Consider the following 25,200-nt stretch of genomic DNA (forward strand, 5'->3'; position numbering starts at 1 on the left):
CCTCCGCACGCCTGTCGTACGTCCGGTGACGACCTCAGCATCCGTATCCGGCGCGGACAACCGGAACGGGACCGGGAGGGGCGGAAACGGCCACGGCCGGGAGATGCCTCACCGGTTCGAGCCATCGGCCCGCCCGCGCCGTGGGAGACGCCCTTCGGCGGGTATCCGCGTCCTCACCGGGACGCGACGCCGTCGGCGCCCCCTGACGAAAGGAGTACGGCACATGGCCATCGACGCGAACTCCGCGAGGATCACCGGGAGGGTGCACGGCCGGGACATCACCCTGGAAGGCGGCTTGTCGAGGGACGAGATCCGGAGCCGGTTGTGGTGGTGGCGGACCGAGGACCCCGACGGCCGCGGGGAGCGGGAAGACCGTACCCACGAGTCCGAGGGCTCCCGGGCGGACGTGATCGCCACCTTGGGCGGGTATTACGAGATCTCCGGGGACCCCGACAGCCAAGAGGCGGAAGACCTGGTGGAGTTGGTCTACGCGGAGCTCAACCCGGCCGGCTGACGCGCCTCGGGTGCCGGACGCGGGCGTACGGCGGGGCAGCCCCCTCACGGCGGAGTTCATCCGGGCAGTTCACCCTGCGGCCCGTCTGCCGAGCATCGGCGTTTCGGCCACGGCCGCGCCCGGCGGCCGGGCCGTTCGGGCAAGGGTCGGTGTATCCGGCACGAACGTGTATTCGCGTGCCACCGGGATTTCCAGCACGTCCGAAAGACGTGTGTTCGAGACGCGGCCCCTCGTCGTTGATCCCGGTGCCCTGTCGCTCTCTCCCGGAGGCCGCCATGTACCGCCTGCCCAACCCCCACACCACCCTTCCGCCCGCTCCTTCCGTACCCATCCCGCCCGCGAGCACGCCCGCACCGACACGGCACGCCAAGGGCCCCCTCCGTGCGGCATCCCCGGATACGAGGTGGGCGGCATGAGCAGCGCCACCGGTGCATCAGCCGACAGCGTTCCCGAGCCGCGCACCACCACGCCGGCCGGCTCCCCGGGCGGCCCCGGCCCTGCGGACGCACGGCAGGACGGCGCGCCGCAGTCCGGCGCCCAGCCGCAGATGCGGTACGTCGATCTGACCGGCAGCCGTGAAGCCGCCGGCCGTTCGATCCGGCTGCGTGACATGGCCCGGCGGCTGCCGCAGTTGGTGCGCCGCTCCCTGGCGCTGGCCTGGCAGGTCGACCGTCCGGCGACCGTCGGCCTCCTGGTGTGCCAGGCCGCGGGCGGCGTCATGCAGGCCCTCGGCCTGGTCGCCATCAGCGGCACCCTCACCGCGCTGCTCACCAGCAAGGACGTCTACGACCGGCTGCTTGAGGCGTGGCCGTCCGTGGCCCTGCTGGCCGGTGCCGCCGGTATGCGCGCACTGCTGGGCATCACCGTCAGCTGGCTGTCCGCCCGGCTGGGCCCGCTCATGTCGCGCGAGGCGGAGCAGCAACTGCTGCTCGGCTGCGCCGGTGTCGAACTGTGCGCCTACGACGACCCCGAGTTCAACCGCGCCCGTGAGGCAGCCGACCGCGGGGCCCAGGTCACCGGGGACCTGATCGACGAGGGACAGGACTTGATCGCCTCGGCCGCCTCGTTCGTCGCCGGAGCGCTCGTGCTGGCCGGTGTGAACTGGCTGCTCCTGCCACTCCTGATCGCCGCCAGCCTGCCGCAGGCACTGGCCCAGGTCAGTGCCGCGCGGGTGCGGTACCTGGCGAACCTGCGCAGCAACGGGGATCTGCGCATGCTGTCGGTGCTGCGCTGGCACATCTACAACAGGGACGCCGCCGACCAGATCCGCGCCGGCACCATGGCCCCGTTCCTGTCCGGCCGGTACCGGGAGACCGTCGCCCGGATCAACCGCGAGGACCGCGCCGCGGCCGACAAGGGCGCCCGTATGTCCCTGGTCGGCGCGGTGTGCGGTGGCCTCGGGTCGGCCGTCGTGTGGGCGGCGGTCGTCCTGCTGCTGGCGGATGGGCGCATCACCGTCGGCCACGCGGGGACGGCCATCTTCGCCCTGCAGATGGTGGGCCAGTCGGTCCGCGGCCTGGTGGCGATCGGTGCCCGAGCCGTGCGCACGGGCCTGTACATGGACGACTGGAGCGACTTCCTGGAGAGAGCCGGGGGATTCCGTATGCGCCGGGGCACGGACCGCCCCGAGCCGCCCAAGACGATCGAGGTCAAGTCGGTCACTCACCGCTACGCCGGCAAGGACCACGATGCCCTCTCCGACGTCTCGCTGACCTTGCGTCGCGGGGAGGTCACCGCTCTGGTCGGTTTCAACGGGTCGGGGAAGTCGACGCTGTCCAAGCTGATCAGCGGTCTGAACCTGCCCACGGCCGGGGAGGTGCTGTGGGACGGGCTGCCCACCGGCGAGGCCGACCCGCAGGCCCTGTGGCGGCAAGTGGCCCTGGTACCCCAGGACTACGCGCACTGGCCCCTGACCGTACGGGAGAACGTGCACCTGGGCCAGCCCACCGCCGGCGGCGACGCGGCGGTGCTGAAGGCATGCGAAGCCGCCGGCGCCGACGAGGTCGTCGACAAACTCGCCTCCGGCCTGGACACCCTGCTGGCCCGCGAGTGGCTCAACGGCGAGGAACTCAGCGGCGGCCAATGGCAGCGCATCGCTCTGGCCAGGGCCTTCTTCCGCGAGGCCGGGCTGTTGGTCCTCGACGAACCGACCGCGAACCTCGACCCCCGCGCCGAGTACCGCATCTTCCGGCGCCTGCGCGGTCTCGCCCGGGACCGCGTGGTCCTGCTGGTGACCCACCGCATCACCAATGTGGCCGTCGCCGACCGGATCGTCGTCCTCGACGAAGGGAAGGTCGTACAAGAGGGCACCTACCGGGAGCTTTCCCAACAGCCCGGCATGTTCCAGCAGTTGCTGTCCTTCCAGGTCACCTCGGAACCGGTCCGCGAGCAACCCGGGGCCCCCGCATGAGCCGCGCCGAAGCAGGTCCGGCCCGAACCGCCCACGACCGCACCCGCGGCCACCCACCACTTGTCCACACTCCGCTCCACGCCCTGCCGAGGTGATGACGTGCCACCCACCCGCTCCCACATCCGTGCGACCACCGAGGCGTACCTGGCCCGGCATCCTCGGGAGAGGGACCCCCTTTCCGGGCTCCTCGCCCTCCTCGACGGCCCCGCGGAGCCGACGAGCCGTGCGACGCTGCCCGGCCACATCACGTGCAGCGCCGCGGTCGTCGACCGGAACCGGCGTGTCCTGCACATCGGTCACAGGGCGTCGGGAAAGCTCCTCGTTCCCGGTGGCCATGTCGAGGACGACCGGACCCTTCTGGCCGCCGCGCTGCGCGAAGTGTGCGAGGAAACCGGGCTCCGCCCCGGGGATCTGTGCCTGACCCCGCGGTTCCTCGGCGCGCCGGTCGACATCGACGTCCACGACATCGACGCCGCCCCGGCAGGCGGCGAACCCGCGCACCGGCACTTCGACTTCCGCTTCGCCTTCCACCTCACGGCCGGGGAGCCACCGCCGCTCACGCCGCGACACGAGGAAGTGACCTGCGCGCGGTGGCTCGACCTCGCCGACGTAGGGTCGCCGACCCTGCGCGCCAAACTCCTGGACGCGGAAGCCCACGGCCTCGACGGGCGCCCCGAGCCGGTCAACGCCTCCGTCCTGATCCATGACGGAAACGGCCGCTACCTGCTCCATCTGCGCGATGACCGGGACGGCATCTGGGAGCCGTGGACCCTCGCCCTGCTGGGCGGCGGCCGCGAGCCGGGCGACGCCGGCCTGGAGGCCACCCTGCGCCGTGAACTCGCCGAGGAGGCGCCCGGCCTGGAACCCACCGGTCTGACGCCGTACGCCGTGGAGGAGGCGACCAGCGTCGACGGCCTCAGCGTGCCCGTCCAGGTCTACGAAGGCCGCTGGAGCGGGCACCCCGACTCCGTGGACCTGCGCGAAGGCGTCCTCCTGCGGTGGTTCACCGTGGACATGCTCGACCGGGTGCGCCTGAGCTCCGGCCTCGGCAGCCTGATCCGCCGACACGCGGCCGAACGTCCGGCGCCCGGCGGCCCGCGCACGAAGGGAACGCCTCCCGCGCCGCGGCGCGACCGGGACGCGACACCGAGCGGGGCCGGACTCCACGTCGTCGGCGTACATCTGTTCCTCCGGGACGACGACGGCCGGATCCTCCTCGGCCTGCGCCACCCCGACTCCGCTTACGGGGGCGGTCGGTGGCACATGCCGGCCGGACACTGCGAGCGGGAGTCCGCCGTCGCCTGCCTGGTGAGGGAGGCCAGGGAAGAGGCCAACCTGGTCATCGACCCGGAGCATGTCGAGTTCGTGCACCTGGTCCACGTCGCCGGCCCCGACGACACCCGGCCCCGTCTCCAGCTCTTCTTCCAGGCTCATTCCTGGTCGGGCATCCCCGAGGTCCGCGAACCCGACCGCTGCCTGGAGTAGCGGTGGTGGGCGCCGGAATCCTGTCCGGCGGAGCTCGTCCCCTACACCCGCACCGCCATCGCGGACATCCTCGCAGGCCGGACCTACGCGCAGAGGGGATGGACGTGACAGCCGGGCGTCCCCCGGAGCGATCACCTCACCGACGAGGACGGAGCGGCCCAGAGAGGAGCACTCGGAAATGAACGCGTCCCGGCCCGCGCCCCAAGACCCCCCGCACCCACCGAGTCCTGCCGGCCTGCTCGCCGCCGCGACCGCCGCCCGCGCCTCGATGGTCGAGCGGCTCGTGGCCGACGGTGTGCTGACCGATCCGCGGCTGCGCGAAGCGCTCCTGCGTGTGCGAAGGGAGGTGCTGCTCCCCCACGCCTACGTCCGGGTCAGCGGCCCCGGCGCGGACCCGATCGACTGGCGGCTCCTGGACGGCTCCCACCCCGACGACCGGGCGGAGTGGCTCGACCTCGTGCACAGCGGCGAGTCCGTCCTCCTCCAGCGCGACGGGGAACCGCTGACCGGCCTCGGCCGGGGGCCGGTGACCGGCGGCCACATGACCTCCATGAGCACCTACACCCCGGCCACCGTCGAAGTCCTCCAGCAACTCCGGCTCCAGCCGGAGCAGCGGTTCCTGGACCTGGGCACAGGGCCGGGGATCACCCTCGCGCTCGCCGCCGCCGTCATCGGTCCCGGCCGCGCGACCGGCGTCGAACGGGATCCGCACATGGGCGAGTTCGCCCGGCACCACCTCGACCGGCTCGGCCTGGGCGCGGAGGTGGTCGAAGACGACGCGCTGGACGGGCATCCCGCGGGGGCGCCGTACGACCGTATCCACTCCGGCATCGGCGTGCCCTGCCTCCCCCGGGCCTGGGCGGAGCAACTCGCGCCGGGCGGAGTGCTGCTGACCATCCTCACGACCCGAACGCCCAGCTGGCACGGGCAGTTGTCCGTCACCCGTACCCCGCAGGGCCGGCTCCGGACCCTCCTGCGGGGACGGCCGCGCGGTTACCGGCCCCAGCTCGGCTTCCAGTGGCTCACGGCCGTCGACCACCGGGACCGGGTCAGGGCCGATCCCGGGCGGCCGCGCCCGACCCGGCTGCCCCCGCCCGCGGACGACGCCCACGGCTTCTGGGTCGCCGCGGCCCACCTGGCACCGGGGCTGGTCCGCGACTTCCAGGCCGAGACGATGACCATCGTCGCCCCCGAGGAGGACTCCTGGGCGGTGGCCGGCGCCGGCGACGGCACGGTCCGCGTCCACGGGCCACGCGATGTATGGGCCGAGCTGGAGGACCTCCACGACCGCTGGCACCAGGCCGGGCGACCGGACACATACCGGGTCGAGCTGCCGGACGGCGACGGTCCGCAACACGTCACCTCCGGTACCGGCCCGAAGGCCCTCACCTGGACGCTGCCCCGGTGCCCCGCTCTCCCCCGCCCGTCCTCCTCACCCGCCGGGCGCGGCTCGCTCGACTCGCTCCAGGAAGGCACCTCGTGAACACCGACACCACCTCTGCTGCCACGGCCCGCCCACCGGCCGTCGCCGAGCCGCCCCCGGTCCGCATGGCCACGCCTGCCGACGCCGAGGCCATCGTCCGCCTGCGCTCCTCGTATGTCCTGTCCCAGCCGCTGAGCGAGGAGTGGATCCGGCGGTGCGCCGTCCGGCTGGCTCCCCGGCTGGCACCGGCCGGGGACGCCCGCTGCTTCGTCATCGACGCCGCGGACGGCTCGTTGGCCGCGTGCGCCCTGGGCCTGATCCACCCCGTGCTCCCGTCCCCGGACCGTCCCCGGGGGCTGGCCGCCCGTGTGCACGTGGTGGCCACCCGCCCGGATCTCCGCCGTCGCGGCTACGCCCGAGCGGTCGTCGGCGCCCTGCTCGATCGGCTCCAGGCCGAACACGTCACCCTTGTCGAGGCGCTCGCCGGTGCGGAGGCGGCTCCCCTGTACCGTCAGCTGGGCTTCTCTTCCGACTCCGCGTTGGTGCGGATGACCCGGCTCGATGAGCCGGCCACCCCGGGCGTACCGGACCACGAGGACGACCTGCGCGGGACCGGTCCGGGCTGGATGCCGCCCGAGCAGTACGCCGAGACGGTCCCGAAGGCCACGTGCTTCGCGTGCCTGTACTTCACCGACGAGGACGACCGGCCGCTGCAGTTGCGCTCCGTCTACTCGCCCACGCACCCGTGGCAGTTGGTGGGCGGCACGATGGATCCCGGTGAGCGTCCGTGGGAGACGGCCGTACGGGAGTGCGCGGAGGAGACCGGCCTGACGGTGACCGGCCCGCCCCGGCTGCTGGCGACGGTGTACGGACTGCCGGGCGACGAGTGGCCCTACAGCACGATCGGCTGCGTTTTCGACGGTGGCCGGCTGTCCTCGGCCCAGATCGGCGGCATCGTCCTGGACCCGGAGGAGCACGACGAGGTGCGGGTCCTCCCGCTGCCTGCCTGGCAGGCTCTGATGCCCCCGCGCGACTTCGCCCGCCTGAGCACCGTGGCCGAGGCCCGCCACACCGGCCGGGCCGCCTACTTCGACACCTGGGACTGGGAGACGACGAAGTGAGCGGCGCCGTGCCGTCGTCCGCCGGGAAGGCGGCCGTGGTTCCGCGGCGTCGTCCGTCGGGCGCGCGGACGCCGGGGGCAGGGACACGCGAGCGGTTCCGGCACGTCGATCAGGTGCCGGTTCCCTATGGCGTCGTGGGCCGTCCGGCGAGGTGGGGGGCCGGGACGACCTCGTCGCCGGCCACCACCTCGCCATGGCCCGGGGGCCCGGACCCTAGTTCACCGTGAGGACGGCCGTGTTGTTCGTCGTGTCCGGGTCGTGGCCGAACTCGCCGAAGGGAGGATGGATGCCGACCTCACCCGTCGCTCCGGGCACCACCGTGTCGATCCGCAGTCTGAAGGGGAAGGAGCGCTCGGTGTTCTCCAGCACCCAGTACGGCAGCGAGCAGTCGTAGCGCGGGGCGCCCGTGCGGTTCGGGTAGTAGCCGCCGGAGAGGGTCCGCGGGACGCAGTCTTCCGGCGCGGCCGTGACCGTGGTGCCGGACGGGACGATCAGCCTGACGTCGGCGACCGGGTCCCCGGAGCCCAGGTTGCCGAGCCAGGCGGGCCCGTTGTTCTTGAAGGTGAGCGCCGCGGTGACCGTCTCGCCCGCGGCGCCCGTGACCGTCGCGCCGGTCACCGAGAAGTCGGCCGTGTTGTCGGCGCCGATCGCGAGCACCGCGTAGTCGTCGTAGCCGCCGAGGTCGGTCGCGCCGATCGGCTGCGCCGAGATGTCAACCCGCTCCTGGAGCGCGTGCGCGGTCAGTTCGACCTGCAGCGGCTCGGGCAGTTCGAAGGAGGCGCCCGGCGCCAGATCCTGGTGGAAGGTGCAGGTCGCGTACGACATCGGAGCGTACTCGTCACCGCTCGACGCCGTGTAGGCGCAGGCGTCGTACCGGTTGAGGTACCGCACCCCGTACGAGGCCGTCATCGTGACCGTGAAGCCGTGCGCGGTCTCGTTGCCGTGGTTGGTGAGCGTGAACGGGAGCGTCTGCGTGCTGCCCGGCTTGGCGTCCTTGATGCCGCCGCCGGTCGTGAGCCCGAGATCGGGCCCGGAGGCGACCGTGACCGTGGTGTCGAAACTGTCCTGCGGGGCGGTGAGCGTACCGTCCGGGCCGCCGGTGGCGGTCGCCTCGAAGGTGATGCGGCCCCGGGCCCCGACGGCCGCCCCGTCGGCCGCGCGGACCGTGAGATGCACCTCGCCGCCGGTGTCGCCGGTCACCGGCACCTCGGGCACGTCGCACACCGCGGTCGCGCCGTTCGGCGTGCAGTTGTCGGGCCAGGTGATGTCGGCGACCCCGGCGAGGCCGGAGGCGTCCACCGTGAGCCGGCCGTCGGTCACCGTGAAGTGGTCGTTGTCGTGGTTGAGCCTGACATCGAGCGTGCGGGCCGGCGGTGTCCCGCCGTCGATGCCGAGCGGCAGGGTCGGCTCGTACGGGGCGGTGATCCAGAGCTGGTCGGTCTCCGGCTCGGTCGCGGCGAACGCGGGAGCGGTGGCGAACCCCAGGGCGGCGAGTCCGGCGGCGAGCGTCGTACAGGCTCCGAGCCGCAGTGCGCGGCGGACGGAGTCGGCTCTCATGACATCTCCAGGTGAGAGGCGGGCAGGTCACGCGGTCGGCGTGGTCGCCGATCATCGGCCCACGCCGGGCCGCTACTCCTTGACGATCAAGAGGAGTTGAAGGTTGTACGAGAGCTGTCAACCGGTGCGCACAAAGGGCCGCCAAAGACCTACCAAAGTCCTGCTTTGATGTTCTCAAAGTAAAGATGTTAATGTCCTTGACGCCATGAAGACAGCAACCGTGTGCCGCCCCGGCGCCCCGCGCGGCGTCCGCCGCACCACCACGAGCGTCCTGCTCGTGCAGCGTCTGCATGTCGACCTCTGCCTCTGCATGTCCGCGGCTTGTTGCGTCTGATCGCGAACTCCTCGCTGCGGCGGCACCGTTGACCTTTCCACGGTCGCCGCTCCCGTACGCCCCGCTCGTCCTTCCCCGCGCGTCCCCACTGGAGTGTGTCCCTCCGTGTCCTCGAACACCGCTGATCCAAAGCCCACGAAGTCCGGCTTCCGGATACCCCTGCCCTTCTGGGCCCAGGTCCTGCTCGGCCTCGCCGTCGGCCTGGTGCTCGGCTACGTCGCCCGCACGTACGACGTCTCCTGGCTCGCCACCACCCTCGACAAGGTCGGCGGCATCTTCGTGCAGCTGCTGAAGCTGGCCGTGGCGCCCCTGGTCTTCTTCGCGATCATGGTGTCCATCACCAACCTGCGGAAGGTCAACAACGCGGCCCGCCTGGCCGGCCGCACCCTGCTCTGGTTCATGATCACTTCGCTGATCGCGGTCGTCATCGGCCTCGTCATCGGCCTGGTCTCCAACCCCGGCTCAGGCTCCTCCCTCACCCCGGCCGACGGCGCCAAGCCCGACCACGCCGGCAGCTGGCTGGACTTCCTCACGGGCATCCTCCCGACCGACGTCGTGACGCCGTTCGTCCAGCTCAACGTCCTCCAGATCGTCTTCATGGCGGTCGTCGCCGGCATCGCCATCCTCAAGATCGGTCCCAAGGCCCAGCCGATCCTCACCCTCTCCGAGTCCGTCCTGGAGCTGCTGCAGAAGGCCCTGTGGTGGGTGATCCTGCTGGCCCCGATCGGTTCCGCCGGCCTCATCGGCCGCGCGATCGTGCAGTACGGCTGGGACCTGCTCGGCAACTACGCGACCTTCACCGCCGACATCTACATCGGCTGCGCCCTGGTCCTCTTCGGCGTCTACCCGCTGCTGCTCACCTTCGCCGGCAAGCTCAACCCGGTGCAGTTCTTCAAGGGCGCCTGGCCCGCCATCCAGCTCGGCTTCGTCTCCCGCTCCTCGGTCGGCACCATGCCGGTCACCCAGCAGTCGGCGATCCACCTCGGCGTCCCGAAGGAGTACGCCTCCTTCGCCGTGCCGTTCGGCGCGACGACGAAGATGGACGGCTGCGCGGCGATCTACCCGGCCATCTCCGCGATCTTCGTGGCCCAGATCTTCGACGTCCAGCTCGGGATCAAGGAGTACCTGCTGATCGCCTTCGTCTCGGTGATCGGCTCGGCGGCGACCGCCGGTCTGACGGGTGCGACGGTCATGCTGACGCTGACCCTGTCCACCCTGGGCCTGCCGATGGAGGGCGTCGGCCTGCTGCTCGCGATCGACCCGATCCTGGACATGATGCGCACCGCGACCAACGTCGCGGGCCAGGCCCTCATCCCGGTCATCGTCTCCGCGCGGGAGAACATCCTCGACCGTACGAAGTACGACAAGGCGTCGGCGTCCCCGATCGACGAGGCCGAGAGCGTCCACGGCGAGCCCCAGCCCGCCGCTTCGGTGGCCTGACCTCTCCGGTCCGACCGCCCCGCCCCGCGCTCCGCCCTGCCGGCCTCTCTCTTCGGCAGAGCGGAGCGCTTTCCCCGGCACACCGTCGAGGTCAGCGGCGGACGAGCGCCCTGATCTCCTCGGCGATCATCCCGGGATCCTCCTCCGCCACGAAGTGACCGCAGGAGACCGTGCGGTGACGCAGGTCTTCGGACCAGGCGCTCCACAGGCCCCGGGCGTGGTAGCCGAGGGCCGCGCCCCAGTCCTGCTGGAGGACGGTGACGGGCATGGCGAGCCGGTTGCCCGCCTCCTTGTCGGTGGTGTCGTGGTCCACGTCGACGCCGGCGGAGGCCCGGTAGTCGGCGACGATGGACGGCACGGCCGCCGTGGACGCGGTGAGGTAGTGGTCGCGGACCTCGGCGGGGATCGCGTCCGGGGAGCCGGTCCAGGCGTCGAGGAAGTGGGCGAAGAAGGGCCGGGCGGCCGCCTCGATCATCTGCTCCGGCAGACCGGGGGGCTGCGCCATCAGGTAGAGGTGGAAGCCGACCGCGCCGGACACGCCGTGCAGGGCGTTCCACATGTCGAGGGTCGGCAGGATGTCGAGGAACAGCGCGCGGGACACCGTGTCCGGGTGGTCCATCGCGGCGCGGAACGCGACCAGGGCGCCGCGGTCGTGGCCGGCCAGGGTGAAGCGGTCGTGTCCCAGCGCCTCGGCGAGGCGTACGACGTCACGGGCCATGGTGCGCTTGGAGTAGACCTCGGGACCGCTCTCGGCGGGCTTGTCGCTCGCGCCGTAGCCGCGCAGGTCGGGACAGATGACCGTGTGGTCGGCGGCGAGGTCGGCGGCGACGTGCCGCCACATCAGGTGGGTCTGCGGAAATCCGTGCAGCAGCACGACCGGGCTTCCGGCGCCGCCGACGGCGGCGTGGAGCGTCACGCCGTCGTCGACCGCCACGCGGTGCTCGGTGAATCCGGGGATCTTCGGGTGGGTCACAGCGACTCCTGCGGCTCGTGGCAGAGTGGACATGTCCGGGGCCCTGACCTTGGCGGTCCGGTCGTTCCGGGACGTCACCCAGGTTGGGGGCGCCGGATCAGTGATCGATGAGTGGACTCGAGGGACCCGGGGACGGCGCCGCGTCGCCGGGAGGATGGCGTGCGCGTGGAGTTCGGAATTCTGGGGCCGGTCACCGCCTGGGAACCGGACGGCCCACGGGTGCGCCTCGGCGCGCCCCGCCACCGGGAGGTACTGGGCCGGCTGGTGATCGCCCGGGGCCGGGTGGTTCCGGTCGGCAGGCTCGTGGCCGACCTGTGGGAGGACGAGCCGCCGGCAGGCGCGGTCGGCGCGGTCCGCACCTTCGTGGCGGCGCTGCGCCGCGCCCTGGAACCCGGACGTCCCGCCCGGCAGCCGTCCCGGCTGCTGGTCACCGAGGGCCCGGGCTACGTCCTGCGGGCCGGGCGCGAGGCGGTGGACGCCTGGCGTTTCGAGGACTGCGCCGCCCGGGCCGCGAAGGCGTCGCCGCACGCGGCGGTCGCCCTGTGGGACGAGGCGCTCGCCCACTGGCGCGGCCCTGCTCTGGCCGACTTCCCCACCGCCGCGTGGGCCGCGGCCGAGCAGGCCCGGCTGGAGGCGCTGCGCCTGGACGCGGTCGAACGGCGCGCCGACGCCCTGCTGGCCACCGGCGCGGCCCGGGACGCGGTGGCCGACCTGCGCGCCCACGTCGCCGCGCATCCGCGCCGGGAGGACGGCTGGGTGCTGCTGGCCACGGCGCTGGCGCGGTGCGGGATGCGCGGCGAGGCCCTGACCATCCTGCGCGACGCCCGTCGGGAACTCGGCGGCGCGTACGGGCCCGGTGCCGGAGCCGCCCTCGCGCGCGCCGAGTCCCGCATCCTCGCCGCCGACGGCGCCGCGGCCGAACCGGCCGGGACGGCGGGCGGCGTCTGGGACCGTGCCGCCGCCGCGTGGGAGCGCTCGGTCCCGGCGGGCTCCCGGGCGCGGCTGCACGCCACCGCCGGCCTGCTGCGCGACCTCGCGGTGACCGGCGCCGACGGCCTGAAGGAGGCACGCGCGCACCGCCGGGACCTGGTCGCGGCGGCCGAGAGAAGCGGTGACGGCGAACTGGCCGCCAGGATCATCGGCTCCTACGACGTGCCTGCCGTGTGGACCCGCGCCGACGACCCCGAGGACGCCGGTGCCCTCGCCCGCTCCGCCGCCCGCGCCGCCGCCCGGCTGGGGCCGGAGGGACCGCCGGCGCTGCGGGCCCGGCTGCTGTCGGTCGTGGCCGTCGAGTCGCGCGGTGACGCGGCGGCCGACGCGCCGCCGCCCCGCGCGGTGGATCCGCGCGCCGCCGAGCCGTGGCGGTTGCGCGCCGAACGGGCCGCCGAGGAGGCCGTCCGCCTCGCGCGCCGCCTCCAGGACCCCGCGCTGCTCGCGTTCGCCCTCAACGGCGCCTTCATGCAGTCCTTCGCCACCTGCGGTTCGGCCGCCCGCCGCGATGCCCTCGGCGCCGAGCTGACCCGGGTCGCCGTCGACCACCAGCTGCCCGGCCACGAGGTCCTGGGCCGCCTCGTCCGCCTCCAGGCCCTCGCCGGACTGGGCGACCTCGCGGTGGCGGCCGCGCAGGCCGAGGAGATCGACCGTCTGGCCCACCGCAACGAGCGGCCGCTCGCCGGGGTGTTCACGTCCTGGTACCGGGCCCTGCGCGTGTGCGAGACCGATGGCTGGCGGGCCGCGCGCCCCCGGTACGCACGGGTCCTCGCCGAGACCGCCGACTGCGGCATGCCGGGCCTGACCCGGGGCGTGGCCGTCCTCGTCGCGCTGGTCCCGGTCATGCGGGGCGACGGCCTGCCGGAGCCCGAGGAGTTCGCACACCTCGACGCCGGCCCCTACCGGCCCTGGCTCACCCCTCTGCTGCTGGCCGCCTCCGGCGCCGCCGACCAGGCCCGCCAAGCCCTGACAACGGTCCCCCGGCCGCCGCACGACCTTCTCCAGGAGGCCCTGTGGTGCGTCCTCGCCCGCGCGGCGGCGTCCGTGGGCCACCTGCCGGTCCTGCGCCGCGCCCGCGCCGAACTCGCCTGCGCGCGCGACGAGTTCGCGGGAGCCGGCAGTGGACTGGTGTCCTTCGGCCCGGTGGCCCGCCAGCTGCGCGCCGCCGACGCGGTCCTCGGCGACGCCGGTCCGTCCGGCACGGAGAGTGCGGGCGGAACCGCGTAGGGCAAGCACCCTCCCCCGTCCGCCGCCCGCGCGGCCGGACGGAGCCGAAGCGGCCGTGGGCGATGGCCGCACGCACCGGCTGACGGGTCGTAGGGTCGTCCCATGACCGACACGGAAACCGTTGACGACACCCCGGCGGCCAGGGCCGCTCGCTTCCGCGCGGAGGCCGCCGCACGGGGCATTCCGGCCGCCGAGGTGGAGGCCCGTATACGCGCCGCCCGGCCGGCGATCTACCTCGCGGCGGACGGCCCCGGCCCGGTGGTGGCGCTGACCGGCGGGAACCCTCCGCTGCCGGAGGGCGCGCCCGACCCGAAGGCGGCGTTCGTCGCGGCCGTCGACTGCGCGGCCCTGCCGCCCGGGGCGACGGATCTGCCGCTGCCCACCGAGGGCCGGCTGCTGTTCTTCGCCGCCCCCGACCCTGGCTGTGGAGCCGTGGTCGACGACGCCGTGCGGTACGTACCGGCCGGGACGCCGTCGGCGGAGCGCCCGGTCGGCCCGGAGGACGGTCCGGGCACCTACCGCCCGGCGCGGCTGGACTTCTGCTTCCACCAGTGGTCGTGGCCGCCGCACGAGGAGGACGACGACGAGGAGTCGCAGCGGATCGCCGAGCTGGAGTCCGCCTGGTCGCACGTGGTCGGCTGGCGCCCGCGCTGGCGTTTCCAACTCGGCGGCGAGCCCAACCTGTTCAACTGGGACCCGGTCGAGGTGGCCCGGGACGAGGCGCCGTTGCCCGCCGCGGACGGCGACGAGTGGACGCTGCTGGCCACTTGGAGGGGTGACGACGACTGCGAGGAGCTGGAGGCGGCCCTCTTCCACTGGGTGATCCGCCGCTCCGACCTGGCCGCACTCCGCTTCGACCGGGTGTACGTCTACGTCGACGCCTTCTGACCGCGGGGCACTTGCCCCGGTCCGGGCGAGGGCACCTTCCCCCGCCGCGCTCCGCCGTAGCACGAACCGGACGCCCCGCTCAGTCGATACAGAACTCGTTGCCCTCGATGTCCAGCATCGGGATGCACGAATCAGTGCCGTCGTACAGCGTTTGCACGTGGACGGCCCCGAGCGGGATCAGTCGTGCGCATTCGGCCTCGAGCGCGGCGAGGCGCTCCTCACCCACGAGTCCGGTGCCGACCCGCACATCGAGGTGCACCCGGTTCTTGACGGCCTTCCCTTCGGGGACGCGCTGGAAGTACAGTCGCGGGCCCACACCCGAGGGATCCATGCAGGCGAACCATGAATCCCGCTCCTCGGGCGGCTGCGAGCGCTTGTAGTCGTCCCACGTCGCGAACCCCTCCGGTGGCGGCGGTACGACATACCCCAACACCTCGCACCAGAAGCGAGCGAGACGCTCGGGTTCCGCGCAGTCGAAGGTGACCTGGAGCTTCCTGATCGCTGACATCGGTGCACCGTACCAGGGGACTTGGGGCCGTGACGCCCACCAGACCGATGCCCAGCATGCAGACGACGGGCCGGTGCCCGCAGGTCGGCCGACGGTGTTGTTGGCGACGACGATGGCGGCGCCGTAAGCGATCAGCAGGAGGGGGGCCGTGCCGGCGGAGAAGCCGGTGACGTCGGTGAGGACCGGGGCGAGGTGGCTGAAGGCCGAGAAGGTGGCGCCGATGACGAGCGTGCTGGGAGCCGGTGCCTTTGCGCGGCCTCCATGCCGGTCCCGGTCGCCCCGGCGGGGGCGGCCGGGCCGGCGGAGCGTGGAGCGGGGTGCCGCCGCACGCCTCGATTCACCCGAAGGGCCGGATCACGGCCGGATCGTCGCCGCGCTCGCCGCGCGTCGCGCGGGGCCGCCGCCGGTGAGTGACACCGCGGGGTGAAGTGGCGGCTGCGCACGGTCGCGGAGATGGTGGTGGGAGGGGACGTCTACGACCAGGTGGGAAGCACGTGATGAACAACGAGGCCGCAGCCCCTCCGCGCATCGTGGTGGGCGTCGACGGGTCCGAACACTCGAAAGCGGCCGTCCGATGGGCGGTGAACCAGGCGAAGCTGATCGGCGGCGCGGTCGACGCGGTCCTCGCCTGGGGCCTTCCGACACCATGGCACGGTCTGGTCTCGCCCTCGGAGAAGGAGACGAGCGACTACGCGGAGCGCATGCGCACGGCCTTGGACCGGGCGATCGACGAGGCCCTCGGCCCCGGTCCGGGACGGCCGGTCCCGCTGCGCGCCACCTCCGTCCAGGGGCATCCCGCCGCCGTTCTGATCGAGGCCGCTGAGGGAGCGGATCTGCTGGTCGTGGGCAACCGGGGGCTCGGCGAGATCCGGGGGACGTTGCTGGGCTCGGTCGGCATGCACTGTGTGCAGCACGCACCGTGTCCCGTGGTCGTGATCCGGGGCTCCGCCGACGGCACCTGAGGAAGGCGCACGGCCAGGCCCATGACGTCCGCCGCCACGGGACCAGCCGCCGACGCCGCGAGCCCGGCAGCACGTCACCCCCGTTCGGAGCCGTCGGATCGCAGCGAGCGGACGTCGGCGGGCGCGGGCGGCCGCCGCCGATCACCGTCCCCGCGTGTCCGGCACCCCATCTGCCCGATCACCACGTCGAAGCGGCCCGCGCGCTGAGGGCGGGCCCGTCTCGGGAGGTCCGATGAAGGACGCGGCACACGACCGGAACCACGCTCCGCCGCACGCCTCGCGGAGCGGCCGGTCACGGCCCGGACCGCGCATCGTCGGCGAACTGTCCGTGCCGGCCGTCGCGTCCGTCGCGGACTCCGCCGTGCTCACCGACCCGGTGTGGGACAACGCGGCCGACGCGCCGGACACGATCCAGTTCGCCCGGCGCGTCGAAGGCCGGTGGCTGGACGTGACGTGCGCGCGGTTCCGCGACGACGTGATCGCACTGGCCCGGGGCCTGATCGCGGCCGGGGTGGAGGCCGGGGACCGGGTGGCGCTGCTGAGCGGGAACCGGTACGAGTGGGCCCTGATCGACTACGCGATCTGGGCCGTCGGTGCGGTGGGCGTGCCCGTCTACCAGACCTCAAGCGCCGAGCAGGTCGCCTGGATCCTGTCCGACTCGGGCGCGGTCGCGTGTTTCGCCGAGACCGACGCCCACCACGCGACGGTGGCAGGTGTCCGCGACCGGCTCCCGGAGTTGACCAGCGTGTGGCGGATCGACGCGCCGCACGGCGCGATCGCGGAACTGATCGCCACGGGTGCCGCCGTTCCGGCCGCGGAGGTCGAGCGGCGCCGCCACGCCGTGCGGGCGGACGACATGGCCACGATCGCCTACACCAGCGGCACGACCGGTCGGCCCAAGGGCTGCGTCCTCAGCCACCGCAACCTGTGTTTCGAAGTCGCGAACGCGATCCCGAGGATGCGGTCGATGCTCCGTCCGGGCGCCTCGACGCTGCTCTTTCTGCCGCTCGCGCACTCGTTCGGCCGGCTGATCCAGCTCGGCTGTGTGCAGGCCCGGGTCCGGATCGGGCACGTTCCGGACACCAAGCACCTCGCGGCCGACCTCCGGTCGTTCCGGCCGACCTTCGTCCTCACGGTGCCACGCCTGTTCGAGAAGATGCACAACACCGCCCGGCAGAAGGCCCGGGCCGCCGGCCGGGGCCGGGTCTTCGAGCGCGCCGAGCACATCGCCGTCGCCTACAGCCGGTCGCTCGACACCGGCGGCCCCGGGCCCCTGCTGCGCCTGGAGCACGCGCTGTTCGCCAAGCTGGTGTACGACGGCATCCGCGCCGCCCTCGGCGGCCGGTGCACGCATGCGATCTGCGGCGGTGCGCCGCTCGACCCCCGCCTTGCGCACTTCTTCCGGGGGGTCGGCATCGACGTGCGCGAAGGGTACGGGCTGACCGAGACGTCCCCGCTGCTCACCGCCGACTTCGACGACGAGGTGCGCTTCGGAACCGTCGGCCGGCCGCTGCCCGGCACCAGCGTGCGTATCACCGAGGAGGGCGAGATCCTCGTCAAGGGCGACCAGGTGTTCACCGGGTACTGGAACAACGAGGCGGCCACGGCCGACGCCTTGGACCCCGATGGCTGGTTCCACACGGGTGACCTCGGCGCACTGGACGACGGGTTCCTGCGGATCACGGGCCGCAGGAAGGAACTGCTCGTGACGTCGAGCGGCAAGAACGTCGCGCCCGCCGTGCTGGAGAACCGGCTGCGCGGCCATGGAATGATCAGCCAGTGCATGGTCGTGGGTGACGGACGGCCGTTCATCGGAGCGCTCGTCACCATCGACGAGGACGCGTTCACGGCGTGGAAGGCCGGCCACGGCCGGCCGGCCGACGCCACCGTCGCCGACCTCCGCGAGGACCCGGGGTTGCGCACGGCCGTGCAAGAGGCCGTGGACTACGCCAACCAGGCGGTCTCGCGCGCCGAGTCGATCAGGGTCTTCCGGATCCTGCCCGGTGACTTCACCGAGGCCGGTGGCGAACTGACCGCGTCGCAGAAGGTGAGGCGCGATGTGGTGGCGCGGGAGTACGCCGACGACATCGCGGCCATCTACGGCGGCTGACGGCTTCCGCGGTACCCGAACCCCCGGGGCAGCGAAGTCCCTTTTCCGCACACGCAGTTGAGGTACGCGGGATCGGAGTGGCCGTCGGGGATCGTACGGACGGTTCCTCAAGCACTGCGCGAGCGACGGCCCGAAGCCTTCTTCGCCGTGGTCTTCTTGGCCTGGGCCTTCTTGGCCGGCTGTTTCTTCGTCGCGGTCTTCTTCTTCGGTGGGGGCAGTTCGTGGACCTCGGCCGGTTCCGTGTGTTCGTCGCGGGATGCCTTGGCCTTGGTCACCGACTCCTGCAGGGCGGCCATCAGGTCGAGCACCTGGGCGGGCTGCTCCGGCTCGGGCGCCTCGGGCAGGGGCTTCTCCTCGCGTTTGGCCTCGATGATCTCGGCGATCGCCTCGGTGTAGCGGTCGCGGAAGTCGGGGCCCTCAAGCGTGTCGACGGTCATGGTGTCCATCAGGGCGAGCGCGCCCTCGATCTCGTCGTCGGACACCTCGACCGGCGGCGGCAGCAGTTCGGCCGGGTCGCGGATCTCGTCGGGCCAGCGCATCGCGTGCAGCACCAGGACGTCGTCCTTCACGCGCAGCAGGCCCAGTCTCTCCCTGCCGCTCCAGGCGTACTTCGCCACCGCCACCTTGGCCGAGCGGCCGAGCGCCTCGACGAGCAGTTTGTACGGCTTGGCCGCGACCTGGCCGGCGGGCTGGAGGTAGTAGCCCTCGGCGATCTTCAGCGGGTCGACGGACTCCAGCGGGACGAAGGCGTCGATCTCGATCGCCTTCGCGGTCGGCAGCGGCAGGTTGCTCAGGTCCTCGTCGGTGATCGGGATGACCTGGGTCTTGGTCAGCTCGTAGCCCTTGCCGATCTCGTCCTGGGAGACCTCGCGGTCCTCCAGCTCGCACACCTTCCGGTACCGGATCCGGCCCTGGTCGGCCAGGTGGTACTGGTGGAAATGGATCGAGTGGTCCTCGGTGGCGCTCTGCACGTTGATCGGCACGGTCACGAGACCGAAGCTGATCGCGCCACTCCAGATCGTTCGGGGCATGGACAGACCTCCACAGTGACCCCGAGCATCACCAGCGTACGGCCATCCCACCAGGCACGCGCCGCATCGACCGGCCACGGAGCGTGCGCGCCCGGCCGTCCGAGGCGCACGGTACGACGCACCGCCCGCCGGTGTCCGTGTCCGCACGCGTCGCCATGGCCCTCTCCCCGCCCGCTCGATACCGTTTTCCCGGACTGGGGCGATCGGGTGACAGCGGTCGTGCCCCAGGGGCTGGTGGAGGGCGGCGGCCGGGGCCGTGGATCCGTAGACGGCGGTGGCCGCGGGGCGCCGAGCACGCGCAGCGCCGGCTCCCGGCCCACGTACCCGATCACGTACGCGGCGGCCGGCAACGGGCACCCCGCCGCGGACTGGCACAGCCGCCGGCACCGGTCCGCGCTGGGCGCGCCGCGCACCGGTCTCCGAGCCCTCCCCCGGCATCGGACCTGATCTCCCCCGCACCGGCCCGCTCCGCGCGGGATCGGCCGGACAGACGGCAGGACCCGCGTGGTGGCGGCCGTCGCCGGCCGTCAAGCCGCGGTTCGGGCTCGCGCGCTCAGCTGGGCGAGAACCACAGCATGCCCACCAGCAACGCCGCGATGAAGAGGCCGGCGCCGCCCAGCAGTGCCGCCAGCCGGGAACGGCGCAGGAGCGGCAGGTTGGGGCGGCGGGTGGCGGCCCGGTGCACACTCGTCCGCCACTCGGTGTCCGCCGCCGGGACGAACGCGCCGTTCGAGTGGGCCGCGGGAGCGGAACCATGCCCCGCGGGCGCCCTCGTGCCCGTCGCGTACGACCTGTCCGGGAGGCTGTGGCCCTGGTATTCGACCGGCAGCGGCTCCGGGGCGCCGCGCCAGGCGCCGCGCCCGAACCAGTCCGCCACCTCCTCGGCCGTGGGCCTGCCCTCGGGCTCCTTGGCCAACAGGCCGAGCAGATAGTTCTCGAAGGCCGGCGGGAGGTCGGTGCGGAGTTGCCGGGGCGGGGCCGGGGTGGCGTCGAGGTGCTGGTGAAGCACCGCGAGCGGGCTGTCCGCCTGGAACGGCGGGCGCCCGGTGAGGAGTTGGTAGAGCACGCAGCCCAGGGAGTACACGTCGGACGCCGGTCCGGCCGTGCGGCCCAGGGCCCGCTCGGGCGCGAGGTAGAGGCTGGTGCCGACGATCTGTCCGGTGGCGGTGAGCGCGGCGCCGGGGTCGTCGAGGAAGCGGGCGATGCCGAAGTCACCGATCTTCAGGGTGTCGTCGGTGCCCAGCAGGAGGTTGGCCGGTTTGATGTCCCGGTGCACGATGCCCTGGCGGTGCGCGACGGCGAGCCCGACGGCGGCCTGCGAGGCGATATGCGCCACCCGTTCGACGGGCAGCGGCCCGGAAGCGGCGAGCAGTCCGTCGAGGCTTCCCCCGTCGACCAGTTCCATCACCAGGAACAAACGGCCTTCGTACTCGCCGAAGTCGAGGACGCCGACCACGTTCGGATGACTGAGACGGCCGGCGGTCTGCGCCTCCAGCCGGAACCGCGAGGAAGCGGTGTGGTCGGAGTCGTGGGGAAGGAGGAGTTTCACGGCGACCGGTCTGCCGAGCGTCTCGTCGAAGGCCCGCCACACCTCCCCCATCGCGCCCTGCCCGATGGTGTCCCGCAGCCTGTATCGACCCGCTATAAGCACTTGTTCTTCATCCTCATGCCCAAAGACGTCTTGATCGCCGCAGGCCATGACTCACCGCGGAGGCGGATCAGGTGGGAGGGTGCCGCAGCGGTCCAAGCCTACCGGCCCCCACGACGTCGCCTTTCCATATCCGCACCCTAGTTGATCTTCGATGGCGGGCGGACGCAAGGGCGGGGCCGCGGCCGGGGAGCCGTGGAATACCCGGAGCGAGGCGCGAGTTCAGGCGGCATGACGACGATCCGCTATCTCGGCGGCCCCACCGCCCTCATCGGTTACGGCACGGTCCGCCTGCTCACCGACCCGACCTTCGACGCCCCCGGCAGTTACCCCGTGGGCACCCGCACGCTGGTGAAGACCGCCGGTCCCTCCCTCACGGCCGCCGAGGTGGGCGCCGTGGACGCCGTACTGCTCTCCCATGACCAGCACCCGGACAATCTGGACGCGGCCGGGCGGGCATACGCCCTCGACGCCCCGCTCGTCCTGTCCACGGCATCCGCCCGGGAGCGGCTCGGCGGTCCCGTTCGGGCGCTGGCCGGCTGGGAGTCGTACACGCTCGAAGGCGGTGCGCGGATCACCGGGGTGCCGGCGCAGCACGGGCCGGACGGCAGTGAGCACCTCGTCGGCGAGGTCACCGGCTTCGTGATCGAGGGCGAGGGCCTGCCGACCGTCTACATCAGCGGGGACAACGCCTCACTCGACGTCGTACGGCGGATCGCGGACCGTTTCGGCCCGGTGGACGTCGCCGTCCTGTTCGCGGGCGGAGCCCGGACACCGCTGGTCGGCGACGCCTACCTCACCCTGCCCAGCGACGGCGCGGCCGAGGCGGCCCGGATCCTGGGCGCACGTCATGTCGTCCCGCTGCACTTCGAGCACTGGGCGCACTTCAAACAGGGCGCGGACACCCTGGAAACGGCGTTCGCCCGCGCGGGGCTCACGGACCGGCTGCATCTGCTCAAGCCGGGCGAGCGGATCGAGTTCTAGGGCGCCGACGGGTTCCAGGGCTTTGACGGCGAGGGACGCGGGCGTCTGGGCCTGTCCCTGCGGCACGCGTCGGGACGGTCGTCGGTCAAGGAGGCGGCGCCGTGCGCAGAGCGAGGAGGGCCACGTCGTCGGCGGTGTCGGCGGCGAGTCCGATGAGGAGTTCGTCGCAGAACACGTCGAGCGGCTCGCGCGCGAGGGCGGCGGCGTGCTGGCGCAGCCTGGACATGGCGTCGTCGAGGGATTCGCCCCGGCGTTCGATCAGGCCGTCGGTGTACAGCAGCAGCGTGGAGTTCGGTGGCAGGGTGTCGCACGCGGTGGGGCGGGGCAGCTCGGGATCCATGCCGATCAGCACGCCCGCGCCGGCGTCGAGATAGCGGGTGTCGCCGTCCCTGGTGGTCAGCAGCGGCGGCAGATGCCCGGCGGCCGCGTGGTGGAGGATCTTGGACCCTTCCTCGGCGCCCTCCTTGACCACCGCGTAGATGCAGGTGGCGGTGGCCTGCCGGTAGAGGGTGTGACTGGCCAGGTCCAGCCGGCGCAGCACGTCGCCCGGTGGTTCCCTGCGGTCGACGGCGATGCCGCGCAGCATGTTGCGCAGCGCGCTCATGGCCACGGCCGCCTTCAGGTCGTGCCCGGTGACGTCCCCGATCACCAGCACGAGATCCCCCTCCCCCAGGAGGAAGGCGTCGTACCAGTCACCGCCGACGTGCGCCGTGCTGGACGAGGAGGAGTAACGGGCGGCCAGTTGCAGGTCCTCGGTGTCGGGCAGGGCGGGCAGCAGGGAGCGCTGGAGGCGTTCGGCGATCTGCTGGGTCTCCTGGTACAGCAGGGTGTTGTCGACGCCCAGCGCGAGTCCGTCGGCGACGTCCGCGAGCAGTGGCAGATCGTCTTCGGTGAACGGCCGCCGCTCGCTGAGCCGGGCCACGGTCAGGGCGCCGATGACTTCCCGGCGCGCCCGCAGCGGCGCGATGACGGCACTGCTCGCACCCAGCTGCTCGAACAGCTCCAGCTGCCGCGCGTCCAGGGCGTTCGCGGCCTGCTGGGGTGAGGGGATCTCGGTGAGCAGCAGCGGCCCCGCCCCGCGCAGTACCCGGGCCAGGGGACCCTGGGCGGCGCCGGAGACCGGCGGGAGCGGGCCCTCGAACGCCTCGGGCGGCAGCGCGGCGGGCTCGCGGTGCACGACGCAGAACCGCCGCGCCTGGTCGCGTTCGTCCAGCAGGTCCACCACGCACCAGTCGGCGAGGCGTTCCACGAGGATCTCGCCCACCCTGCGCACCCGCTCCATCAGATAGGGCGGGGTGACGGCCAGCGCGCTCCTGGTGTCCGCCACCAGTGACAGTCGCTCCCACGCCGTACGGCCGGTGCCAGCGGGTACGCCGGGCTCCGCCACGGCTCGCTTGATGACGGGTCGCTCGGGCGCCGCGTCCGGCTCCCCCTCCGGGGCCGGGCGGCCCGGCGCGGACGTGCCGGGGGCGGGCGGGGGCGCGCTCGCGCGGGGGATGAGCTGGGCGACGAACACGGTGTGGCCGTCGGCCGCCTCCTGCGTCTGGATGAACAGCCGGACCGGGACCAGTCGCCCGTCGCGGTGCAATGCCGGCAGCGGTACGGAACGGCCCAGGATCCGGGGCTCGCCGGTCAGCAGGAGCGAGGTGAACGCCGACACATGGCGTTCGCGCAGATGCTCGGGGATGAGCACCGTGATCCGCTGCCCGACCAGCTCGTCCGGGCTCCAGCCCAGCAGGTCCGACACCGGTCCGTTGACCGCGATGATCCGGTTGTCGTCCCCGGCCGTGATCGTCGGCACCCGGCTGGCCCCCACGTGCCGGGCGTCCCAGGGCGCCAGTTCCGGCGGCCGCGCACTCGGCTCCCGGGGCACCAGCGTCCACGCGGCGGGGTGAGCGCCGGCGAGCTGGCCGATGATCTCGTCGAACAGCCAGCGGTGGAAGGCGCCGATGTGCGGCAGGGCGGGCCGGGCGAGCAGGCGCTCCTGACGCGCCATCTCCTCGGCGAGGTCGAGCACCCTGCGCAAGGCGGCCGCGCCCTCGACCGCGTCCGCCGGGACCGCCAGGGTGAGCGTGGGAATGTCCGAGTCGGCCTGCTGCTCCTCCAGCGCCGCCGCGACACACGCGGTGATCAGGTTGTTCGCGTCGTGGGCGGCGAGCAGGTCCACGGTGGGCGGGCCGAGGGGGACATCCGTGAGGTCGGCCAGCACGAGCTCCCGCAGCAGCGCGTGCCGGTGCTGGCGCGCCGCCGAGTACAGCGCGTACGGCAGGTCGACCAGGATGACGGTGCCGGGCGGCCCGGGAGGTGGCACCGGCGGCCACGGGGTGGCGGGCGGCGGCGTGTCCGGCCGCAGCTCGAACCAGACGGCCTTGTGGTCCTCGGCGACATCGACGCCGTGCCGGGCGGCCAGCCGTTCGACGATGCCCAGCCCCCAGCCGGTGGCGGCGTACAGATGGCCTTGGCGGGACACCACCGGGCGATCCGGCCTGAGATCGCCGACCCGGGCCCGGACCACGCCGTCGGCGACCCGGAGCCGTACCTCGACCTCGGTGCGCGCGTGCAGCACGGCGTTGGTCACCAGCTCGCCGGTCAGCAGCTCGGCGGCGTCGACCACCGTGGGCTCGGCTCCTTCGAGGACGGCCCGGACGAACCGTCTGGCCGCCCGCGCGCTCTGTGGCCGCGGAGGAAACCGCCGCACCGATTCCCGCGGATCAAGGCTCATGCGCCCAGTGTGCCGCCGTGAGGGTGTCCCGGCGGCCCCACGAGCCCGGCGCGCGCCGATCGGCCCACCGCACGCACCGCCAACCGAGTGGCACGCCGCCTTCGCGGGCCCGGGCGAGCGGAGGGGACCGCCGTTCGGGGGTGGGATCCACGGGGCCGCTGGATCATGGACGAGTTCCAGGTGCCACGCCGCGCCCGGCCGGCCGGCCGACCACGAGGAGTGAGTGCTCGCCCGGAGTGCCGTCCGCCGTGTGCCGGAAGGGCACCTCGAGGCCGAGGCGCGGGACCCGGAACCGTTCGGCGGCTGCCCGGCCACGGGCCGGGCAGGCGATGCACGAGCCGTGCCCCCGTACCGCCCGCGCGTCTGGCGCCGGCACCCTCGCCCCGCCGGCGCACGCCGAGGGCCGAACCCCGAGGACCCGGCCTCCTTTTGACCGGGAGCCCGGCCCAATGCCCGTACGTTCCCGGCTGGTTACGGCCTGGGTAGCGGAAGTGCCGTTCTCGCCGCGGCTTCGGATTGTCGCATCGGCAGAGGGTTCGTGGAGAGGGCGGGCACCGCCATCGCACCGATTACGTGGTCGAGTTCACGCAGTATGCTCGTCGCCGCGTCACGTACTCGCGCGGGTACATCGCCACGCTCCGCGACAAGTTGGTGGTAGATCGGAGCGTCCTGAAACATGTGGCCCCTTCCGGTAGTGATCATGACCAGTACGGGCGCCGAGTCTAGAGGTTGCCCCGTCGGGGCCTGACCCCGGCTCAGATGATCTCGCGTCTGCCGGTGCGATCACGGCCTCGGAACCGACAGGTCCGGCCCCGGGACCAAGCCCGGCGGAACAGGCCAGGGCGCCGTCACGGGCACCTGCTCGTGACGGCG

Annotated in this window: 18 protein-coding genes; 12 read left to right on the top strand and 6 right to left on the bottom strand. The window is 73.0% G+C overall.

Annotated features, from left to right (window positions below; genetic code table 11):
• Positions 1–223: 223 nt before the first annotated feature.
• The 5 genes from HZZ00_RS20290 to HZZ00_RS20310 all read left to right on the top strand — a co-directional run bounded on the left by HZZ00_RS20290 (position 224) and on the right by HZZ00_RS20310 (position 6,953).
• Positions 224–514: a hypothetical protein gene (locus tag HZZ00_RS20290; protein WP_180327763.1), complete on the top strand. Its 291-nt coding sequence runs from the start codon at positions 224–226 to the stop codon at positions 512–514.
• Positions 515–1,061: 547 nt separating this feature from the next.
• Complete coding sequence (locus HZZ00_RS20295) at positions 1,062–2,924, top strand: ABC transporter ATP-binding protein (protein WP_257585980.1); 1,863 nt, start codon at positions 1,062–1,064, stop codon at positions 2,922–2,924.
• A 99-nt stretch (positions 2,925–3,023) separates the two neighbouring features.
• A complete protein-coding gene (locus HZZ00_RS20300; RefSeq protein ID WP_306856104.1) occupies positions 3,024–4,409 on the top strand; it encodes an NUDIX domain-containing protein in 1,386 nt (461 codons plus the stop codon).
• Between the two features lie 178 nt (positions 4,410–4,587).
• Positions 4,588–5,892, top strand: a complete 1,305-nt coding sequence (locus HZZ00_RS20305) for a methyltransferase domain-containing protein (protein ID WP_257584922.1) — start codon at positions 4,588–4,590, stop codon at positions 5,890–5,892.
• Positions 5,889–6,953, top strand: coding sequence for a bifunctional GNAT family N-acetyltransferase/NUDIX hydrolase (locus HZZ00_RS20310; RefSeq protein WP_306856106.1), 1,065 nt, complete (start codon positions 5,889–5,891; stop codon positions 6,951–6,953). Before HZZ00_RS20305 ends, HZZ00_RS20310 begins: the two co-directional genes overlap by 4 nt.
• Before the next feature lie 213 nt (positions 6,954–7,166).
• Here the strand turns inward: HZZ00_RS20310 and HZZ00_RS20315 are convergent, their stop codons facing one another.
• Positions 7,167–8,510: a hypothetical protein gene (locus HZZ00_RS20315; protein WP_180327765.1), complete on the bottom strand. Its 1,344-nt coding sequence runs from the start codon at positions 8,508–8,510 to the stop codon at positions 7,167–7,169.
• A 205-nt stretch (positions 8,511–8,715) separates the two neighbouring features.
• On the opposite strand from HZZ00_RS20315, the gene HZZ00_RS38660 reads away from it, so the two are divergent.
• Positions 8,716–8,844: a hypothetical protein gene (locus HZZ00_RS38660; RefSeq protein WP_257584923.1), complete on the top strand. Its 129-nt coding sequence runs from the start codon at positions 8,716–8,718 to the stop codon at positions 8,842–8,844.
• A 105-nt stretch (positions 8,845–8,949) separates the two neighbouring features.
• Positions 8,950–10,284 (top strand): dicarboxylate/amino acid:cation symporter, encoded by a 1,335-nt coding sequence (locus HZZ00_RS20320; RefSeq protein ID WP_180327766.1) that lies wholly within the window; start codon positions 8,950–8,952, stop codon positions 10,282–10,284.
• A 91-nt stretch (positions 10,285–10,375) separates the two neighbouring features.
• Here HZZ00_RS20320 and HZZ00_RS20325 read toward each other — a convergent pair whose 3' ends face one another.
• Positions 10,376–11,290 carry an alpha/beta hydrolase gene (locus tag HZZ00_RS20325; protein ID WP_180327767.1) on the bottom strand — a complete coding sequence of 305 codons (915 nt, stop codon included), beginning with the start codon at positions 11,288–11,290 and terminating at the stop codon, positions 10,376–10,378.
• A gap of 126 nt (positions 11,291–11,416) precedes the next feature.
• Here HZZ00_RS20325 and HZZ00_RS20330 point away from each other — a divergent pair, with 126 nt between their 5' ends.
• The gene (locus HZZ00_RS20330; protein ID WP_180327768.1) at positions 11,417–13,474 is read left to right on the top strand and encodes an AfsR/SARP family transcriptional regulator; all 2,058 of its coding nucleotides are present in this window, start codon (positions 11,417–11,419) and stop codon (positions 13,472–13,474) included.
• Positions 13,475–13,576: 102 nt separating this feature from the next.
• Positions 13,577–14,362 carry a DUF1963 domain-containing protein gene (locus HZZ00_RS20335; RefSeq protein WP_180327769.1) on the top strand — a complete coding sequence of 262 codons (786 nt, stop codon included), beginning with the start codon at positions 13,577–13,579 and terminating at the stop codon, positions 14,360–14,362.
• A gap of 79 nt (positions 14,363–14,441) precedes the next feature.
• Here the strand turns inward: HZZ00_RS20335 and HZZ00_RS20340 are convergent, their stop codons facing one another.
• Entirely contained in the window at positions 14,442–14,870 is a 429-nt protein-coding gene (locus HZZ00_RS20340; RefSeq protein WP_180327770.1) for a VOC family protein, read from the bottom strand.
• Between the two features lie 497 nt (positions 14,871–15,367).
• Here HZZ00_RS20340 and HZZ00_RS20345 point away from each other — a divergent pair, with 497 nt between their 5' ends.
• Positions 15,368–15,832 carry a universal stress protein gene (locus HZZ00_RS20345; protein ID WP_180333626.1) on the top strand — a complete coding sequence of 155 codons (465 nt, stop codon included), beginning with the start codon at positions 15,368–15,370 and terminating at the stop codon, positions 15,830–15,832.
• 232 nt (positions 15,833–16,064) lie between these two features.
• Positions 16,065–17,942, top strand: a complete 1,878-nt coding sequence (locus HZZ00_RS20350; protein ID WP_180327771.1) for a long-chain fatty acid--CoA ligase — start codon at positions 16,065–16,067, stop codon at positions 17,940–17,942.
• Positions 17,943–18,049: 107 nt separating this feature from the next.
• On the opposite strand, the gene HZZ00_RS20355 is transcribed toward HZZ00_RS20350, so the two are convergent.
• Positions 18,050–18,973 carry a Ku protein gene (locus HZZ00_RS20355; protein WP_180327772.1) on the bottom strand — a complete coding sequence of 308 codons (924 nt, stop codon included), beginning with the start codon at positions 18,971–18,973 and terminating at the stop codon, positions 18,050–18,052.
• Between the two features lie 553 nt (positions 18,974–19,526).
• Positions 19,527–20,624, bottom strand: coding sequence for a serine/threonine-protein kinase (locus HZZ00_RS20360; protein ID WP_180327773.1), 1,098 nt, complete (start codon positions 20,622–20,624; stop codon positions 19,527–19,529).
• Between the two features lie 228 nt (positions 20,625–20,852).
• Here HZZ00_RS20360 and HZZ00_RS20365 point away from each other — a divergent pair, with 228 nt between their 5' ends.
• Entirely contained in the window at positions 20,853–21,605 is a 753-nt protein-coding gene (locus tag HZZ00_RS20365; protein WP_180327774.1) for an MBL fold metallo-hydrolase, read from the top strand.
• A gap of 85 nt (positions 21,606–21,690) precedes the next feature.
• On the opposite strand, the gene HZZ00_RS20370 is transcribed toward HZZ00_RS20365, so the two are convergent.
• Entirely contained in the window at positions 21,691–24,327 is a 2,637-nt protein-coding gene (locus HZZ00_RS20370) for a SpoIIE family protein phosphatase (protein ID WP_180327775.1), read from the bottom strand.
• Between the last annotated feature and the right edge of the window lie 873 nt (positions 24,328–25,200).

This window comes from Streptomyces sp. NEAU-sy36 (assembly GCF_013423905.1).
Classification (GTDB): Bacteria; Actinomycetota; Actinomycetes; order Streptomycetales; family Streptomycetaceae; genus Streptomyces; species Streptomyces misionensis.

Excerpts from the sequence above, each read along its gene's own strand:
- HZZ00_RS38660 (WP_257584923.1), top strand. The coding sequence starts at position 8,716 with ATGAAGACAGCAACCGTGTGCCGCCCCGGCGCCCCGCGCGGCGTCCGC.
- HZZ00_RS20295 (WP_257585980.1), top strand. The coding sequence starts at position 1,062 with ATGCGGTACGTCGATCTGACCGGCAGCCGTGAAGCCGCCGGCCGTTCG.
- HZZ00_RS20325 (WP_180327767.1), bottom strand. The coding sequence starts at position 11,290 with ATGTCCACTCTGCCACGAGCCGCAGGAGTCGCTGTGACCCACCCGAAG.
- HZZ00_RS20290 (WP_180327763.1), top strand. The coding sequence starts at position 224 with ATGGCCATCGACGCGAACTCCGCGAGGATCACCGGGAGGGTGCACGGC.
- HZZ00_RS20345 (WP_180333626.1), top strand. The coding sequence starts at position 15,368 with ATGAACAACGAGGCCGCAGCCCCTCCGCGCATCGTGGTGGGCGTCGAC.
- HZZ00_RS20350 (WP_180327771.1), top strand. The coding sequence starts at position 16,065 with ATGAAGGACGCGGCACACGACCGGAACCACGCTCCGCCGCACGCCTCG.
- HZZ00_RS20315 (WP_180327765.1), bottom strand. The coding sequence starts at position 8,510 with ATGAGAGCCGACTCCGTCCGCCGCGCACTGCGGCTCGGAGCCTGTACG.
- HZZ00_RS20355 (WP_180327772.1), bottom strand. The coding sequence starts at position 18,973 with ATGCCCCGAACGATCTGGAGTGGCGCGATCAGCTTCGGTCTCGTGACC.
- HZZ00_RS20335 (WP_180327769.1), top strand. The coding sequence starts at position 13,577 with ATGACCGACACGGAAACCGTTGACGACACCCCGGCGGCCAGGGCCGCT.
- HZZ00_RS20305 (WP_257584922.1), top strand. The coding sequence starts at position 4,588 with ATGAACGCGTCCCGGCCCGCGCCCCAAGACCCCCCGCACCCACCGAGT.
- HZZ00_RS20370 (WP_180327775.1), bottom strand. The coding sequence starts at position 24,327 with ATGAGCCTTGATCCGCGGGAATCGGTGCGGCGGTTTCCTCCGCGGCCA.
- HZZ00_RS20365 (WP_180327774.1), top strand. The coding sequence starts at position 20,853 with ATGACGACGATCCGCTATCTCGGCGGCCCCACCGCCCTCATCGGTTAC.
- HZZ00_RS20340 (WP_180327770.1), bottom strand. The coding sequence starts at position 14,870 with ATGTCAGCGATCAGGAAGCTCCAGGTCACCTTCGACTGCGCGGAACCC.